The sequence below is a fragment of the Streptomyces sp. ISL-43 genome (assembly GCF_018614195.1).
In the GTDB taxonomy this organism is placed as follows: Bacteria; Actinomycetota; Actinomycetes; order Streptomycetales; family Streptomycetaceae; genus Streptomyces.
In genome coordinates this window covers 43,625-58,342 of the sequence record NZ_JAGGOT010000010.1, presented here as the reverse complement: position 1 = coordinate 58,342, position 14,718 = coordinate 43,625, and the positions used below count along the sequence as shown (strand labels likewise).

16 protein-coding genes are annotated in these 14,718 nt (G+C 72.6%); 7 read left to right on the top strand and 9 right to left on the bottom strand.

From position 1 onward, the window contains the following. The first annotated feature begins 332 nt into the window (after positions 1 to 332). Positions 333 to 632, top strand: a complete 300-nt coding sequence (locus J7F03_RS06095; RefSeq protein ID WP_214947616.1) for a hypothetical protein — start codon at positions 333 to 335, stop codon at positions 630 to 632. 9 nt (positions 633 to 641) lie between these two features. Here the strand turns inward: J7F03_RS06095 and J7F03_RS06090 are convergent, their stop codons facing one another. The 3 genes from J7F03_RS06090 to J7F03_RS06080 all read right to left on the bottom strand — a co-directional run bounded on the left by J7F03_RS06090 (position 642) and on the right by J7F03_RS06080 (position 2,690). After that, positions 642 to 851, bottom strand: a complete 210-nt coding sequence (locus tag J7F03_RS06090) for a hypothetical protein (protein WP_214947615.1) — start codon at positions 849 to 851, stop codon at positions 642 to 644. After that, positions 824 to 1,435, bottom strand: a complete 612-nt coding sequence (locus tag J7F03_RS06085) for an arylamine N-acetyltransferase (RefSeq protein ID WP_214947614.1) — start codon at positions 1,433 to 1,435, stop codon at positions 824 to 826. Before J7F03_RS06085 ends, J7F03_RS06090 begins: the two co-directional genes overlap by 28 nt. A 112-nt stretch (positions 1,436 to 1,547) precedes the next feature. Further along, the gene (locus J7F03_RS06080; RefSeq protein ID WP_214947613.1) at positions 1,548 to 2,690 is read right to left on the bottom strand and encodes an NADH-quinone oxidoreductase subunit D; all 1,143 of its coding nucleotides are present in this window, start codon (positions 2,688 to 2,690) and stop codon (positions 1,548 to 1,550) included. Positions 2,691 to 2,721: 31 nt separating this feature from the next. Here J7F03_RS06080 and J7F03_RS06075 point away from each other — a divergent pair, with 31 nt between their 5' ends. The 3 genes from J7F03_RS06075 (at position 2,722) to J7F03_RS06065 (ending at position 5,337) form a co-directional block, all read left to right on the top strand. Further along, complete coding sequence (locus tag J7F03_RS06075) at positions 2,722 to 3,213, top strand: PH domain-containing protein (RefSeq protein WP_214947612.1); 492 nt, start codon at positions 2,722 to 2,724, stop codon at positions 3,211 to 3,213. After that, entirely contained in the window at positions 3,210 to 4,619 is a 1,410-nt protein-coding gene (locus J7F03_RS06070) for a PH domain-containing protein (RefSeq protein WP_374104275.1), read from the top strand. The genes J7F03_RS06075 and J7F03_RS06070 overlap by 4 nt, the downstream gene beginning before the upstream one ends. A gap of 232 nt (positions 4,620 to 4,851) precedes the next feature. Beyond that, a complete protein-coding gene (locus J7F03_RS06065; RefSeq protein WP_214947611.1) occupies positions 4,852 to 5,337 on the top strand; it encodes a hypothetical protein in 486 nt (161 codons plus the stop codon). 50 nt (positions 5,338 to 5,387) lie between these two features. On the opposite strand, the gene J7F03_RS06060 is transcribed toward J7F03_RS06065, so the two are convergent. Both J7F03_RS06060 and J7F03_RS06055 read right to left on the bottom strand, forming a co-directional pair. After that, positions 5,388 to 6,083 carry a response regulator transcription factor gene (locus tag J7F03_RS06060; protein WP_214947610.1) on the bottom strand — a complete coding sequence of 232 codons (696 nt, stop codon included), beginning with the start codon at positions 6,081 to 6,083 and terminating at the stop codon, positions 5,388 to 5,390. A 3-nt stretch (positions 6,084 to 6,086) separates the two neighbouring features. Further along, the gene (locus J7F03_RS06055) at positions 6,087 to 7,286 is read right to left on the bottom strand and encodes a sensor histidine kinase (RefSeq protein WP_214947609.1); all 1,200 of its coding nucleotides are present in this window, start codon (positions 7,284 to 7,286) and stop codon (positions 6,087 to 6,089) included. 163 nt (positions 7,287 to 7,449) lie between these two features. On the opposite strand from J7F03_RS06055, the gene J7F03_RS06050 reads away from it, so the two are divergent. Further along, positions 7,450 to 8,373: an SAM-dependent methyltransferase gene (locus tag J7F03_RS06050; protein WP_214947722.1), complete on the top strand. Its 924-nt coding sequence runs from the start codon at positions 7,450 to 7,452 to the stop codon at positions 8,371 to 8,373. 69 nt (positions 8,374 to 8,442) lie between these two features. On the opposite strand, the gene J7F03_RS06045 is transcribed toward J7F03_RS06050, so the two are convergent. Together J7F03_RS06045 and J7F03_RS06040 are read right to left on the bottom strand one after the other, a co-directional pair. Further along, positions 8,443 to 9,993: a M28 family metallopeptidase gene (locus J7F03_RS06045; protein WP_214947608.1), complete on the bottom strand. Its 1,551-nt coding sequence runs from the start codon at positions 9,991 to 9,993 to the stop codon at positions 8,443 to 8,445. Positions 9,994 to 10,191: 198 nt separating this feature from the next. Further along, positions 10,192 to 11,316 (bottom strand): DUF5937 family protein, encoded by a 1,125-nt coding sequence (locus tag J7F03_RS06040; protein ID WP_214947607.1) that lies wholly within the window; start codon positions 11,314 to 11,316, stop codon positions 10,192 to 10,194. Between the two features lie 313 nt (positions 11,317 to 11,629). Between J7F03_RS06040 and J7F03_RS06035 the strand changes: the two genes are divergently transcribed. Then, positions 11,630 to 11,863: a hypothetical protein gene (locus J7F03_RS06035; RefSeq protein ID WP_214947606.1), complete on the top strand. Its 234-nt coding sequence runs from the start codon at positions 11,630 to 11,632 to the stop codon at positions 11,861 to 11,863. A gap of 32 nt (positions 11,864 to 11,895) precedes the next feature. Here the strand turns inward: J7F03_RS06035 and J7F03_RS06030 are convergent, their stop codons facing one another. Then, complete coding sequence (locus J7F03_RS06030; protein WP_214947605.1) at positions 11,896 to 12,987, bottom strand: IS630 family transposase; 1,092 nt, start codon at positions 12,985 to 12,987, stop codon at positions 11,896 to 11,898. Between the two features lie 48 nt (positions 12,988 to 13,035). On the opposite strand from J7F03_RS06030, the gene J7F03_RS06025 reads away from it, so the two are divergent. Beyond that, positions 13,036 to 13,365 carry a hypothetical protein gene (locus tag J7F03_RS06025; protein WP_214947604.1) on the top strand — a complete coding sequence of 110 codons (330 nt, stop codon included), beginning with the start codon at positions 13,036 to 13,038 and terminating at the stop codon, positions 13,363 to 13,365. Between the two features lie 34 nt (positions 13,366 to 13,399). Here the strand turns inward: J7F03_RS06025 and J7F03_RS06020 are convergent, their stop codons facing one another. Further along, on the bottom strand, positions 13,400 to 14,647 hold the full coding sequence (locus tag J7F03_RS06020) for a low specificity L-threonine aldolase (RefSeq protein ID WP_214947603.1): 1,248 nt from the start codon (positions 14,645 to 14,647) through the stop codon (positions 13,400 to 13,402). Positions 14,648 to 14,718: the final 71 nt, after the last annotated feature.

The following is a 14,718-nucleotide window of genomic DNA, read 5'->3' as shown; positions in this document are numbered from 1 at the left end:
GTCGCTACGTCATTGGGGGGAGGGCGCGAGAGCCCCGTGTCCCAGGTCGTCTCGGCCCAGGCCCTGTCCGGGCATACTTCCGGGCCCGTGATCCGCACGTCCAGGTTTCCTCAAGATTCCGTCACTTCCCCCTTCGGCAAGCTGACGGAGTCACGAGGCGAGCGCACCACGCACGCCGCCACGGCGAACCGTCCACGGGCGGCGCGGTGTACGCGTGACACGAGCCGCCGTCCGCCGGTGCCGGGGGGAACCGGCGGGCGGCGCCACCCCGCCACCCCGGCACCGCGGACAGCGCGGCGTCGTCCCGCACCGCCGACAGCAAGGAGAGCCCCGTGCGCCGTGTCCGACCGCCGACCCACACCCCGCCGGCCCCGCAGTCGCAGTCGCACGCGCAGTCGCAGCCTCCCGCGCTCCCGACCGCCGGGACGCCGGCGCCGTCGCCGCCGGCGACCCCGGACCGCACCGGCCCGCTGCTCATGGTCGTCACCGTGTCCGCCGGAGCCTGCGCCGTCCTCTGGTCCCTCGCCCTGGTCCTGGACGCCGTCGGCCACGCGGCCGGCGCGATAGCCGCGATCCCGACCGGCGGCGTCCTCACCGGCATAGCCGTACAGCTCCTGCGCAGGCGCTCCTGACCAGGCGGTCTAGCCCTCCCGGCCCGCCCGCCACGTCTCGTGGGCGAGGCTCACCCGGGCCCACAGCGCCGACCGGTCCGCCGGGGTCAAGTCGTCGATCTCGCGCCCGAACACGGTGGTGAGGACGTCCAAGAGCTCCTCCTGCGTGGCCAGTTCCCGCTTGCTCGTGCCCTTCACGGCGTCCTTGTGGGTCAGGATCCGCCCGCGCAGCGTGTCCACGGTGGCGCCGTCGCGCCGGAACACGGCCGGGGTGCGGACGAAGGGGGAGTCCTGGCGGTGGAGAGCCAGGCGTGCATGACCTCGAAGTCGGCGGTCACGGCCGGCGCGGAGCGGAAGTTCATCCTCGCCATGTGGCCGTCCGGGGTGCGCAGGGTCCACCCCGGCCCCTCCCCGTCCAGGGGGGCCAGCCGCTCGATCCCGTACCGGAACGCCCCCTGCTCGTACGTCCCCACGCGCAGCGGCAGCGGCTCGTACGGGCCGTCGCCGAGCCCGGCGTCGACGTAGTACTCGGCCCCGTCGACCCGGACGGTCAGGGTGAGGTGCCCGCCGCTCAGCCCGCGATCCTCGGGATCCGCGTTCACGCCGCCGGCGTGGCGGGTCACGTCGTAGCCGAGGTGCTCCAGCAGCGCGGCGAGGGCGCCGTTGAGGTGGAAGCAGTAGCCGCCCCGCCCGGCGCCGAAGCGGCGGGCGGACAGCTCCGGGTCTATGCCGGGCGGCCGGCCGAGCTGGATGTCGATGTTCTCGTAGGGGACGCGCTCCAGATGGGCCCGCTGCAGCGAACAGCGCCTCGGTGGAGGGCGCACCGGGATCGGAGACGCCGAGCCGCCGCAGGTAGCCGGCGTACGTGCCGGTCGAGTCAGTGGTCATCCGCCCAGCCTAGGCACGGCCCTGGTGTCATCTGCCGTGATTTTTCCGCTACTTGTCGATGTCGCCGACCACGAAGAAGAGCGAGCCGAGGATCGCGACCATGTCCGCGACCAGCTGTCCGGGCAGGAGGACCGCCAGGGCCTGGATGTTGTTGTACGACGCCGAGCGGAGCTTGAGGCGGTACGGGGTCTTCTCGCCCTTGGAGACCAGGTAGTAGCCGTTGATCCCGAGCGGGTTCTCGGTCCACGCGTACGTCTCGCCCTCGGGCGCCTTCAGCACCTTCGGCAGGCGCTGGTTGATCGGGCCGGGCGCCAGGTCCGCCATCCGGTCCAGGCAGGCGACCGCGAGGTCCAGCGCGTTGTGGGTCTGTTCCAGCAGCACTTCGAAGCGGGCCAGGCAGTCGCCCTCGGTGCGGGTGACGACCTTCAGCACATCCTGGAGTTCGCCGTAGGCGAGGTACGGCTCGTCGCGGCGCAAGTCGAAGTCGACGCCGGAGGCGCGGGCGATGGGGCCGGAGACCCCGTACGCGTGCACCGCCTCGGCGGACAGGACGCCGACGCCGCGCGTGCGGCCGCGGAAGATCTCGTTGCCGCGGACCAGCTTGTCGTAGACGTCCATGCGGGTGTTGACGTCGGCGATGGCGGCGCGGGCGCGGCCGAGCCAGCCGGCCGGGAGGTCCTCCTTGAGACCGCCGACGCGGTTGAACATGTAGTGCATGCGGCCGCCGGAGATCTCCTCCATCACGGCCTGGAGCTCCTCGCGCTCGCGGAACGCGTGGAAGATCGGGGTGATGCCGCCCAGTTCCAGGGGGTACGAGCCGAGGAACATCAGGTGGTTCAGGACCCGGTTCAGCTCGGCGAGCAGCGTGCGCATCCACACGGCCCGCTCGGGGACCTCCATGCCGAGCATCCGCTCGACGGCCATGACCACGCCCAGCTCGTTGGAGAACGCGGACAGCCAGTCGTGGCGGTTCGCGAGCATCACGATCTGCCGGTAGTCCCGGGCCTCGAAGAGTTTCTCGGCGCCCCGGTGCATGTAGCCGATCACCGGTTCGGCGCTGACGATGCGCTCGCCGTCAAGGACGAGGCGCAGGCGCAGCACGCCGTGCGTGGAAGGGTGCTGGGGGCCGATGTTCAGCACCATGTCGGTGCTCTCCGCCGCGCCGCCGATGCCGACCGTGGTCTCCGTCATGGCGGCATTGTCGCAGTCCTACCCTGGGGGAATGGAAACCGGGACAACGGATGAGACGAGCCGACCCGAGTGGGTGGGGCTGCCGGGCGGGCTGCTCACCTTGCGGCGGCTCCTGCTGGTGGTGTGGACGGGGCTGTTCGCCCTGGTGACGGCCCTCGTGCTGGGACTGGCGGCCGGCCCGGTGTGGGCGGCGGCCGGCGCGCTGTGGCTGGCGGTCCTGGGCTGGGGCTGGGTGATGCTCGGCCGGAACTGGCGCTCCTGGCGCTACGCCGAGCGCGCGGACGACCTGCTGATCAGCCGGGGCGTGCTGTGGCGCGAGGAGACCGTGGTCCCGTACGGCCGGATGCAGCTGGTCGAGGTGACCTCGGGGCCGCTGGAGCGCCGCTTCGGGCTGGCCTCCGTACAGCTGCACACGGCCGCTGCGGCGACGGACGCCAAGATCCCCGGGCTCGCGCCCGAGGAGGCCGAGCGGCTGCGCGACCGGCTGACCGAGCTCGGCGAGGCAAGGTCGGCGGGGCTGTGAGCGGGGAGTCCGAGCTGTCCGCGGCCGAAGCTCCCGGGTCCGGGTCCGGGTCCGAGTCCGCGACCGCGTCCACGACCGTGTCCGCGTCCACGTCCGTGCCCGGGCCGCAAGCGCCCGCGTCCGAGCGGCGGCTGCACTTCCTCACGCCCCTGCGCCGCGCCTGGGTGCCGATCGCCGCGACCGTCGGCATCCTCGCCCAGCAGGGCGAGAACGTCACCGAGTGGGTGAGCGCCGTCTCCGCGCTCCTGCGGGTCGTGGCGCTCACCGCGCTGGTCCTCGTCTTCGGCGTGTACGGCTTCCTCAGCTGGTGGTTCACGCACTACGCCGTCACCGACACCGAACTGCGCATCCGCAGCGGGCTCCTCTTCCGCCGTACCGCCCACATCCGCCTCGACCGGATCCAGGCGGTCGACGTCACCCGCCCGCTGCTGGCCCGGATCGCCGGCGTGGCCAAGCTCCGCCTCGACGTGATCGGCACCGACGACAAGGACGAGCTGGCCTTCCTGGGCGAGAGCGACGCCGTCGCGCTCCGCGCCGAGCTGCTGGCCCGCGCGGCCGGCTTCGCTCCGGCGGAGGCCGTCGTCGTGGGCGAGGCCCCCGAGCGGGAGCTGCTGCGGGTGAGCCCGCGCGACCTGGCGGTGTCGCTGCTGCTCACCTTGTCCGTGGTGGCGGGCGTGGCCGGCGGGCTCGCCGCCCCGGTCGCGGTGTGGTGGCTCAGCTCCAGCCCGTGGGCGGCCGCCGTCGCCCTGCTCCCGGTCCTGGGCGCGGTCTGGAAGGGCAGCGCCGGCCGGTACCTCGCCGAGTACGACTGGACGGTCGCCGAGTCCCCGGACGGGCTGCGCCTGGACCACGGACTGCTGGACCGGGCTCACGAGACGGTGCCGCCGGGGCGCGTGCAGACCGTACGGATCGTCGAGCCGCTGCTGTGGCGGCGGCGCGGCTGGGTCCGGGTGGAGCTGGCGGTGGCCGGCTCGAAGAACGACGTCCTGGTCCCGGTGGCCACCCGGGCCGCCGCCTACGCCGTCGTCGCGCGGGTCCTGCCCGGTGTCGACCTCGCGGGCCTCGTCTTCGCGCCGTCGCCCCGGTCCGGGTCGCGCTGGGTGGTGCCGGTGTGGTGGAAGGGATACGGGCTGGCCGTCTCCGAGGACGTGTTCGCGGCCCGGCGCGGCCGCCTGTGCCGGCGTACGGAGATCGTCCCGCACGCCAAGGTGCAGAGCGTGCGCCGCTCCCAGGGCCCCTGGGAGCGGGCCCGCGGCGTGGCCGACGTCCACGTGGACACCGGTGCGAACGCCACGGTCACGGCCCGCCTGCGCGCGGCGTCCGAGGCCGACGCGCTGCTGTACGCCCAGGCGGCCCGCTCCCGGACCTCCCGGGCGAGCGCCCGCCCGGACCGCTGGATGACCTGACACGGCGGCGGCCCGCCGGCCGGGCGTGGCCTCGCCGCCGTACGCCGCTCGGCGGCGGCCGGACGGGGTCTTGCGTACGGCCGTCGAGGTAACTCTGCGTAAATACTATGAACCTGACGGTTGCTCCGGGTAGCGCTCAGGACCGACGGACCCTCGCCCCGGTCCGCGTTCGGCAACCGAAGGACTGCAGCACGAACCTCCTCCGCACCGCACGCATCGCGGATTCCTTCAGGTGAGCGACTCGGCGAATCCCCTGACCCCGGGCCCCGGCTGTGTCCAGTTCGGCAACCCCAACACCGTCCGCTGCGGCTCGGGGGCCGGTGTGAGCCGCATCCAGGCGTCGATGGGCGACCGCGATGACGTGGCCACCAACAACACCCCGATCCCGAGCGACCTCGTCGGCGGCGAGGGGGACGACGTCCTCGTCGGTGGCAGCGGCCCCGACCGGCTCACCGACTCGGACGGCTGGAACGCCTCGCCCGGCACCACCCTCACCTTCGACGGACGCGGCGGCAACGACACCATCCTCAGCCGCAACGGGGGATTCGACCGGATCAACTGCGGCGAGAACCCCGGCGACTTCGACATGCTGCTCGCCGACCCGGCCACCCTCGACGCCGTCGTCCCGGGCACCTGCGAGTTCGTGCAGCGCTTCTGGACGTACTTCCGTGGTCCGACAACGCGGCGAGGTGCCGTGCCGGGCGCCGCGACCCGGTAGACCTTTCCGGTCGCAGCACTAGCACGCCCCGCCGGGGGGCCGCGGCGCGGCTACGCCGCTCCGCCGCCCCCGGCGCGCACGAGGCCCGTCTCGTAGGCCAGGACGACCACCTGGACGCGGTCACGCAGCTCCAGCTTGGTCAGGATGCGGCCCACGTGGGTCTTGACCGTGGCCTCCGACAGGACCAGGCGGGCGGCGATCTCGCCGTTCGACAGGCCCTGGGCGACCAGCAGCATGACCTCGCGCTCGCGCTCCGTCAGCCGGTCGACGTCCTTGTTGCGCGGCTCCGCCGAATTCGTCGGCAGCATCGGCGCGAAGCGGTCGAGCAGCCGGCGCGTGGTGGACGGGGCGACGACCGCGTCGCCGCTGTGCACCGAGCGGATCGCGGCCAGCAGTTCGCCCGGCGGGACGTCCTTGAGCATGAAGCCGCTCGCGCCCGCCTTCAGACCCGAGAAGGCGTACTCGTCCAGGTCGAAGGTGGTCAGGATGATCACCTTGGGGTGCTCGTCGGGCTCACAGATGCGCCGCGTCGCCTCGACCCCGTCGAGCCGGGGCATGCGGACGTCCATCAGCACCACGTCCACCTTGGTGGCCCGCAGCACTTCCAGCGCCTCCAGGCCGTCGCCGGCCTCGGCGACGACCTCCATGTCGGGCTGCGCGGCGAGCACCATCCGGAAGCCGGTGCGCAGCAGCACCTGGTCGTCGACCAGCATCACGCGGATGGAGGAGCTGGAGGGGAAGGACATCGGTCACCGTTTCTTGAGGGGGAGCAGGGCGCTGATCCGGAAGCCGCCGCCGGGCCGGGGGCCCGCGTCCAGGGTGCCCCCGACCATACCGATGCGTTCGCGCATGCCGATGAGTCCGTGTCCGGCGCCGTCCGCGCCGCCGTCCTCGTACAGTTCGTGGGCCGCGCCCCGGCCGTCGTCCTCGACCAGCAGGCCGAGCCCGTCGTCGAAGTAGACGAGCCGCACGCTGGCCTTCGCGGCCGGGCCGCCGTGCTTGCGCGTGTTCGTCAGCGCCTCCTGCACGATCCGGTACGCGGTCAGCTCGACGCCGCTGGGCAGCTTGCGCGGGGTGCCCTCGACCTCGAAGTCGACCGTGAGCCCGGCCGCCCGCACCTGCTCGATCAGGACTTCGATCTGCTCGACGTCGGGCTGCGGCACGTAGTCCTCGGACTCCTGCGGCTCGCCGGTGCGCAGTACGCCCAGCAGCCGCCGCATCTCGGCCAGCGCGAGGCGGCCGGTGCCGGAGATGGTCTGCAGGGCCTCCTTGGCCTGCTCCGGGGCCGCGTCCATCACGTAGGCGGCGCCGTCGGCCTGGACCACCATCACCGAGACGTTGTGCGCGACGACGTCGTGCAGCTCGCGGGCGATCCGGGCGCGCTCGGCGGCGACGGCCACCTTGGCCTGGGCCGCGCGCTCGTTCTCCAGGCGCTGGTTGCGCTCGACGAGCTGGGCGTAGTAGGCGCGGCGGGTGCGCAGGGAGTCGCCCATCACCCAGGCGAGCGCGAAGGGAACCATCATGAACAGGACGAAGAAGACGCTGTCGACGACATTGGTCCCCTTGTCGACGCCGACGCGCAGGAAGTACAGGGGGGAGGCGAGCAGCCCCCAGCCGAGGGCGGTGCGCGAGACCCAGCGCGGCACGTCGGCGGCGGCGACCGTGAAGAGGACGGCGAGCATCGCGAAGTCGTAGAAGCTCGCGATGGAGCCCAGGGCCAGTTGGTAGAGGCCGGCGGCGAGGGTGAGCCAGAACACGGGAACGGTCCACTTGCGGCGCAGCGCGACGGCTGCGCTCAACGCCACCACGGACGGTGTGGCGAGCAGCGCGGCGCTCGTGGTCTGGTGCGTCGAGGCGACGACGGCCATCGAGAACCCGAAGAAGAGGACAGCCCAGAAGCTGTCGACGCCCGTCGGGTGTCTGCGGAGGAAGTCGTAGAGGCGCTGCACGTAACCCAGAGTAGGGAAAGGAGATAGGTGCTGGAGTCAACCACAGGTGCGATCCGCATCCCGGGGGAGTACTCCCGAAGGTGGAGGCGAACATAACCTTTCTGCGGTGAGCACTCAGGGCGAAGGCACGGTGGCGGTGGGTCCGGTCCGGTGGCGGACGGCGATGGAGAGCGCGCTCTACGGGCCCGACGGTTTCTACGTACGCCCCGGCGGGCCCGGGCCCGCCGGGCATTTCCGCACCTCCGTGCACGCCTCGCCGCTCTACGCGCGGGCCGTGGCCCGGCTGCTCCTGTGGGTGGACGAGGCCCTCGGCCGTCCGGAGGAGCTGGACCTGGTCGACGTAGGGGCCGGACGCGGGGAGCTGCTGACCGGGGTGCTGGCCGAGCTGCCGCCGGAGACGGCCGCGCGGGTGCGGCCGTACGGGGTGGAGCGCGCGGGGCGGCCGGACGGGCTGGACCCGCGGATCCGGTGGACCGGCGAGCCGCCCGGCGGGACGCGGGGGCTGCTCTTCGCCAACGAATGGCTCGACAACGTGCCGCTGGACATCGTCGAGGACGGGCTTTACGTGGAGGTCGCGCGGGACGGTACGCAGAGCGCGGGCGACTCCCCGGACGGGCGGGACCTGGCCTGGCTGGAGCGGTGGTGGCCCGGCGCGGGCCGCGCGGAGATCGGGCGGCCGCGTGACGAGGCCTGGGCGGCGGCCGTCGCGACCGTGGAGCGGGGGCTCGCGGTGGCGGTGGACTACGCCCACACCCGGGACACCCGGCCGCCGTACGGGACGCTGACCGGATTCCGGGCCGGGCGGGAGGTCGCGCCGGTCCCGGACGGCAGCTGCGACGTCACCGCGCACGTGGCGCTGGACGCGTGCGCGGGGCCGGGGGCGGTCCTGCTGACGCAGCGGGAGGCCTTGACCGCCCTCGGAGTCAGCGGCGCCCGCCCCCCGCTCGCGCTGGCTTCGCAGGACCCGGCGGCGTACGTCCGGGCGCTGAGCTCCGCCGGGGAGGCGGCGGAGCTCACCGCCCGCGGCGGCCTCGGCGACTTCGGCTGGCTGGTCCAGCCGGTGGACGTCGGCCCCTGGCCGGGGTGACGGCGGCGCGGCTGCCGGGGGCCGCGCCCCCGGCAGCCGCGCCCCCCGGGCCGGCGGAGCCGTCAGGTGCTACTGCGTGACCTCGTCGTGGCCCTCGTGGAGGCCGCCGCCGCTGCCCGAGCCGGTGGTCGGCTGCGACGGGACCGGCCGCGACAGCGGGGCCAGGTCGTAGGCGTAGTGGCCGACCGCGTCCGCGATGACGTCGACGTTGATGTCGAGCGCCTTCTGGTCGATGTTCGCGATGGTGTCGCCCTCGCCGTGGTAGTTCACGTCGTACGCGACACCCGCCTGCCCGCCGAACTTCGCGGCCTGCTCCGGCGTCTTGATGCCCTCGGCGCCCGTGAACGTACCGCCCGACGGGATGCCGACCGCGATGAAGGGGCCGTAGTCCGAGCGGCCCGAGAAGTCGGTGCCCTCGCGCGGGACCTTCTTGGAGTCGAGGAAGTCGTTGATCCCCTTCTCCAGCTGTGCCGAGCCCTCCGGGCCGGGGCCCGCGCCGACCTTGTCCGAGTCGTCGCCGTCGTAGACGAAGTACGCGGCGTTCGGCGAGGCGATCATGTCGAAGTTCAGGTAGAGCTTGATCTGCTTCTTCTGCGCGTCGCTCAGCCCGTCGACGTACGCCTCGGAGCCGAGCAGGCCGAACTCCTCCGCCGACCACCAGGCGAACTTGACCTTGTTCTTGATCTTCGACTGGCTGCTCGCGAGCCGCTGCGCGACCTGGAGGATGCCGGCCGAGCCGGAGCCGTTGTCGTTGATGCCCGGGCCCGCCGCGACGGAGTCGAGGTGCGCGCCGAGGAAGACGGTGTTGTTCTCGTCGCCGCCCCGCGTCTCCGCGATGACGTTGTACGTCTTGCGGTTCTCCCGGAACTCGCGGATGTCGAGGGTGACCTCGACCGGCCCGGCGGCGGCGTCGGCGGCGAGCCGCTCGCCCTCGGCCAGCGTGACACCGCCGGTCGGGACCTTGCCCGCGTCCGCCGAGCCGATGGTGCCGTTCAGGGCGCCCTCGGTGTTGTTGTAGACGATGGCGCCGACCGCGCCGGCCGTCGCCGCGTTCTGCTGCTTGACCGCGAAGGCGCAGCCGCCGCGCTTGATCAGCGCGACCTTGCCGGTGAAGGCGCCCGCGGCGAAGTCGCCGGCCTCGCAGCCGTTCGTACCGTCGGCGTCGACCGGGGTGACGGCGATCTGCGCCGTCACGCCGTTCGCGGGTCCGCTGGCGGTGTACGTCATCAGCTTGATCGGGACGTCGCGGCCGGCCGGGCCGTTGACCTTCAGGGTCTCGGCGATCGTCTCGACGTACACGAACTCGAACTCGTTCTTCGTGACCTTGTATCCGGCCGCCCGCATGACGGCCTCGACGTACTGGGCCGACTGCACGTGGCCCCGGGAACCCGCCACGCGGGTGCCCTTGTTGTAGTCGGCGATCGCCTGGAACACCTTCAGATGATTGTTGGCACCCTTGCCGGTCGAGTCCTTGACCAGCTTCCTTGCCAGCGCGTCACCCCTGGCGGCGTCGCTCTGCGGGCTGCCGGTGGCACCGGCGGGCCCCGCGAGGAGCAGCGGGGAGACGAGGGCCGCGGCCGCCAGGGCGGCGGTGGCTGCGGCTATACGGCGAGAGGGCATGAAAGTCCTTCCACGGCAGGTGCAGAGGGCAGGTGCGTTACGTGGGTGGCAGCGGTGGACGCACGTTAGACACCAAGGAGCCGCCATGGCCAGAGGTTTCGCTGTTTCCGGTTCATGAAATCCGGATATCGGTGTTTCCGTGCCGTCGGAAACCGGCCAATGCCCGCTCCGCTCAGTGCCCGAGGCCTGCCGGAGTGCCTACCGGAGGATGCCCTCGATGAAGTCGGAGCCGATACGGGCCACTGCCGCCAGATCCAACTGATGTTGGACATAACGCCCTTGGCGGCGTGTGTGGAGCAGCCCGGCCTTCTTCATCACCGCCAGGTGGCGGGACACCTCCGGCGCCGTGATCCCGTACGCGGCCGCCAGCTCGCCCGTCGTGTACGGAGCGCGCGCCAGGCTGCGGCACAGCATCATCCGCATCGGATGGGCGAGCGCCTCCATCCGCCGCTGCAACAGCTCCACCGACCCCGGGGAGGAGGCCAGTTCGGGAGAGCCGAGCGGGTAGTGGATGACCGGGCGCCAGCCGGGGGCGTGCAGCACCAGCAGGTGCGGCCAGCCGAAGTTCGTCGGCACGAACAGCAGGCCGTCGCCTATTCGGGGGTCGGAGGCGGTCGTGGAACCCCGCGTCATCTTGTCCACCGAGACGGTGGTCAGTCCCTCGTCGACGCTCAGAGCCGCGGAGATCTCCTTGAGGGCGGCCGGCAGCCCCTTGCGGCGCAGCAGCTCCGTCTTGTGGCGGGCGTCCGCGCTCTGCCGGGGCTCGACCCGGCGCCAGGTCTCGGCGAAGAACGCCTCGTCGCAGTCCTCCAGCAGCCGGCGCAGCCACACCCGGACGCCGGCGGTGTCGTCGAGCACCCGCACCGCGAAGGCCAGTTGCCGCGGCCCGCGCGCGGAGGCCGTCTCCAGCGCCCTGGCCCGGGCGAGCGGGTCGGCGAGCGGCGAAGGCCCGCCGCCGTCGTCGTACATCGCCAGCCGGCAGTGCTCCAGCGCGGCCGACACGAACCGTTCGTCGTCCAGCCGGTCCATGACGTCGAGCTCCTCGGCCAGCGTCGCGCCCGGCCGGCCGGAGCCGCCGGGAATCCCGGCGAACGGCATGAAGATGTCGGCGAAGGAGCTGCGCCACATGAAGTCGCCCTCCAGCAGCCGGTCCGCGAGGCAGGGATCGAGCGCGGCGGCGGTGGTGGCGGTCCAGGAGGCCAGCCCGGGGTGGTGGCCGGGCTGGGAGAGCGCGTGCAACGTCATGCACAGCTCCGCGAGCGGGGACGGCGCGAAGCCGATCCGCTCCGGCGGGAGCCCGGTGATGTCGATGGTGACGCTCATCGCATCATTCTGCAGGTGCGTCGGCCGCGCGGTTGACGGGCACGCGTCCGCGGTCCCCCGGGCCCCACCCGGACGGGTGACGGTGACCCTGCCCGCGCCTGCGGCCACCGCCCGGGGCGCGCGGCCGGACGGCTGACGCCCGTCTGCGAGGCCATCCGCCGGCGCACTCGCCGTACGGCGGCCCGCCCCGCCCTGCCGGCCCGCGCCGGCCACAGCACTAGTGCTGCTCCGCGTTAGTTCGTGGAGGGGTGTTGGAAGGGCTGCCGCGTCTGCGTGATCACGTTGTCCCAGTCGATCGGGCAGTATGTCGTGCATGGATCCGGACCTGCCCGTGGTGACCGTCAGCTTGTGGCGTGCCGACGCGGTAGTGCTATTCGACTGGCTGATGAGCGTGGATCTCAACACGGTCCCGATCGGGCACCCCGCGCAGAAGCAGGCTCTGATGGACTTGCTGGGCCGGTTCGAGCAGGACACCGACGTTCCCGAAGTCACGGCCGAGGAGATCGCTGCGGCGCAAGCAGATGTCGCAAAGGACATGGGCTGGTGATGGGCATTTGATCCCCCCGGGGTCGTGGCTGGTCAGGCTGCTTCCTTGAGCGGGGTGCCGTCGTAGGTCCAGCGGAAGGGCTTCGCGGTTTCGTTGCGGTTGATGATGTAGCTGTCCAACTTGTCGATGAGGTCGTCGCGGCTGGTGAAGTCGCCGTGCCGCAGGACGCTGCGGGTCAGGGCGGAGAAGACCAGCTCGACCTGGTTGAGCCAGGAGGCGTGGGGCGGGGTGAAGTGCGCTGTCCAGCGCGGATGGGCCGTGAACCACGCCTTGGTGTGCTTGGCAGTGTGCGAGGAGCCGTTGTCCAGCACCACGTGGATATCCGTGCCCCGCGGGATGAGCGTGTCGATCCGGTCGAGGAAGCCGGTAAAGGTCGTCGCGTTGTTGCGGGCGATGACCTCGGTGAGGACCTCGCCGGTGCGCACGTCGAGCGCGGCCACCAGGGAGGCGGTGCCGTGGCGGACATACTCGAACTCCTGGCGGGCCGCCTGGCCCATGGTGGCGGGGCGGCCGGGGTGCTTGCGGGAGCGGGCGGCGATCGCGGTCTTCTCATCGATCGACAGCAGGAGCGCGCCGGCGGGCGGGTCGCGGTAGAGGTCGCAGATGTGTTCGGCGCGCTGCCAGAAGTCGGGGGTGTCGCGGCGGGTGAGCCAGCCGCGGACCTTGTGCGGCTTGAGGTCCAAGTCCGCCAGTATCCGCCCGACGTGGGAGGCAGAGATGGCCGCGAAGACAGTGCCCGCGACCCGCTCGGCGATCGCCCGATGGGTCCAGGTGGCAACCGGGTGCGGCGGGGCGCTGGTCGCGGCGGCCACGATCGCCACGCGCACCCGGTCGTCGTAGATCTTGGGCCGGCCCGAGCGCCTGGCGTCCTTCAAGCCGTCGGTGCCGTGCTGGGCGAAGCGTCCGCGCCACTTGCGGACGGTGTTCACCGCGATGCCCAGCTCACGGGCAATCTCGGCGTTGGCCAGCCCGTCTGCCGCCGCGAGCACGATCCGGGCACGCAGGGCCTGGCGGACCTGGGCCTTCGCGGAGACAGCCAGCCGCTCCAGCACCTTGCGCGCGGTCTCGTCCAAGGCCACGGCAACCGCCGCAACCGCCCCACCCACGAGCGTGCACGTGTTCATGATCGATGATCATGGCGGGCCGTCGGCGCACCGGGCAGGATGGGGCCCGTGCCGAAGAACCCACCCGACTCCATGCAGCACCACCTGCGCGTCCGCCTCAACGACCACGCCAAGGACCGGTGGCCGCAACTGGCCCGCGTCGACGTCCGCTTCCGCACCGGATTCGCCTACGTGACCGGCGAACTCAAGGACGGCGAGCAGATCCCCCTATGTCGCTTGCGCTTCACCGGCGTCCTGCACACCTGGGGCTTCGCCCTTCACCTGGCCAGCCGAGGCACCTACCAGGACAACCTCCTGCCCACCGGCCTACCCTTCGGCAACCCCGAAGACTGCATGGACTGCGCCTGCTACCTCTACCTCGGCGACCAGCCAGCCTGACTAACACCCCTCCACGAACTAACGCGGAGCAGCACTAGAGGCGGGCTACGAAGTCTGCGACCGCGTGCGTCACGTCCTGCGGGGTCCAGGACAGGCCCGGTTCCGTGACCTCCAGTTCCGTCACCGAGAGGCCCGGCGGGCCGTCGGGGGACCAGCGGCGGAAGAGGACCGTGCCCGTGTCCTCCGCCAGCCGGACGCCCGCCTCGGTGAGGCGGTCCGCGTCGTAAGGGAGCCACACCTGGAACTGGTGGGTGTGCGGCACCTGCGGGTTGACCCGGAACCAGGGGACCTCGGGGGAGGCGGCCAGCGCCGAGGACAGCGCGGCCGCCACCACCCGCGCCCCGGCGACGTAGGACGGGAGCTTCGGCAGCTCCCGTTCCAGCCCGGCCAGTGCGGACAGCGCGGCGGGGAACTGGCGGAAGATCTGGCCCCCGTACCGGTGGCGCCAGACCCTGGCCTCCGCCACGAGCGAGCGGGATCCGGCGAGGGCAGCCCCGCTGATGCCGCCCAGCGATTTGTAGAAGGAGACGTAGACCGAGTCCGCGAGCGCGGCGATCTCCGGCAGGGAGCGGCCGAAGTGGACCGTCGTCTCCCACAGCCGGGCGCCGTCGAAGTGGACGACCGCGTCCAGTTCCCGGGCGGTCGCCACCACCGCCGACAGCTCGTCCCACGTCGGCAGCAGGAAGCCCGCGTCGCGCAGCGGCAGCTCCAGCATCAGCGTCCCGAACGGCTCGGACAGCTCCGCGACCTCGGAAGCGGCCGGCTGGCGCGGTTCGCCCGTCGGGTGGACGGTCCGCAGCCCGGAGACGACCGACAGCGCGCCGCCCTCCCACAGCTCCGGATGGCTCATCGGGTGCAGGGCGACGACCGGGTTCCCGGTCCGGCCGGCCCAGCAGCGCAGCGCGATCTGCTGGGCCATCGTCCCGGTCGGGAAGAACGCCGCGTCCTCGGTCCCCAGCAGTTCCGCGACCCGCCGCTCCAGCCGGGCCACGACGCCGTCGCCGTAGATGTCGCCGGGCTCGTCCGGGTCGGGGGCCATCCCGCCCAGGTCCGCCATCAGCTCGCCGACCGTCGCCTCCCGCAGGCTGTGCGACAGCTTCCGCCGCGCCGCCCGCCCCGCGGCCACCAGCCGCTCGGCCACCAGGTCCGCCCGCAGGGCCGCCTCGTCCGCCTCGTCCGGCCCGTCGGCCCCGTCCGCCGCCTCCCGGCCCGGCCCGACCGCCACCCCGACCGCCACCCCGTCCGCCGCGCCGTCCGCCGCCCGTACCGTGTCCTCGCTCATGCCCCGATCATCGCCGACCGGGCGACACGCCAGGAGCTAGCATGGCGACGTATCGTCCGGTACCCCCCGCG

Coding starts and splice junctions, on each gene's coding strand:
- J7F03_RS06045 (WP_214947608.1), bottom strand. CDS start 9,993: ATGCCCTCTCGCCGTATAGCCGCAGCCACCGCCGCCCTGGCGGCCGCG.
- J7F03_RS06050 (WP_214947722.1), top strand. CDS start 7,450: ATGGAGAGCGCGCTCTACGGGCCCGACGGTTTCTACGTACGCCCCGGC.
- J7F03_RS06035 (WP_214947606.1), top strand. CDS start 11,630: ATGGATCCGGACCTGCCCGTGGTGACCGTCAGCTTGTGGCGTGCCGAC.
- J7F03_RS06020 (WP_214947603.1), bottom strand. CDS start 14,647: ATGAGCGAGGACACGGTACGGGCGGCGGACGGCGCGGCGGACGGGGTG.
- J7F03_RS06075 (WP_214947612.1), top strand. CDS start 2,722: ATGGAAACCGGGACAACGGATGAGACGAGCCGACCCGAGTGGGTGGGG.
- J7F03_RS06030 (WP_214947605.1), bottom strand. CDS start 12,987: ATGAACACGTGCACGCTCGTGGGTGGGGCGGTTGCGGCGGTTGCCGTG.
- J7F03_RS06040 (WP_214947607.1), bottom strand. CDS start 11,316: ATGAGCGTCACCATCGACATCACCGGGCTCCCGCCGGAGCGGATCGGC.
- J7F03_RS06060 (WP_214947610.1), bottom strand. CDS start 6,083: ATGTCCTTCCCCTCCAGCTCCTCCATCCGCGTGATGCTGGTCGACGAC.
- J7F03_RS06080 (WP_214947613.1), bottom strand. CDS start 2,690: ATGACGGAGACCACGGTCGGCATCGGCGGCGCGGCGGAGAGCACCGAC.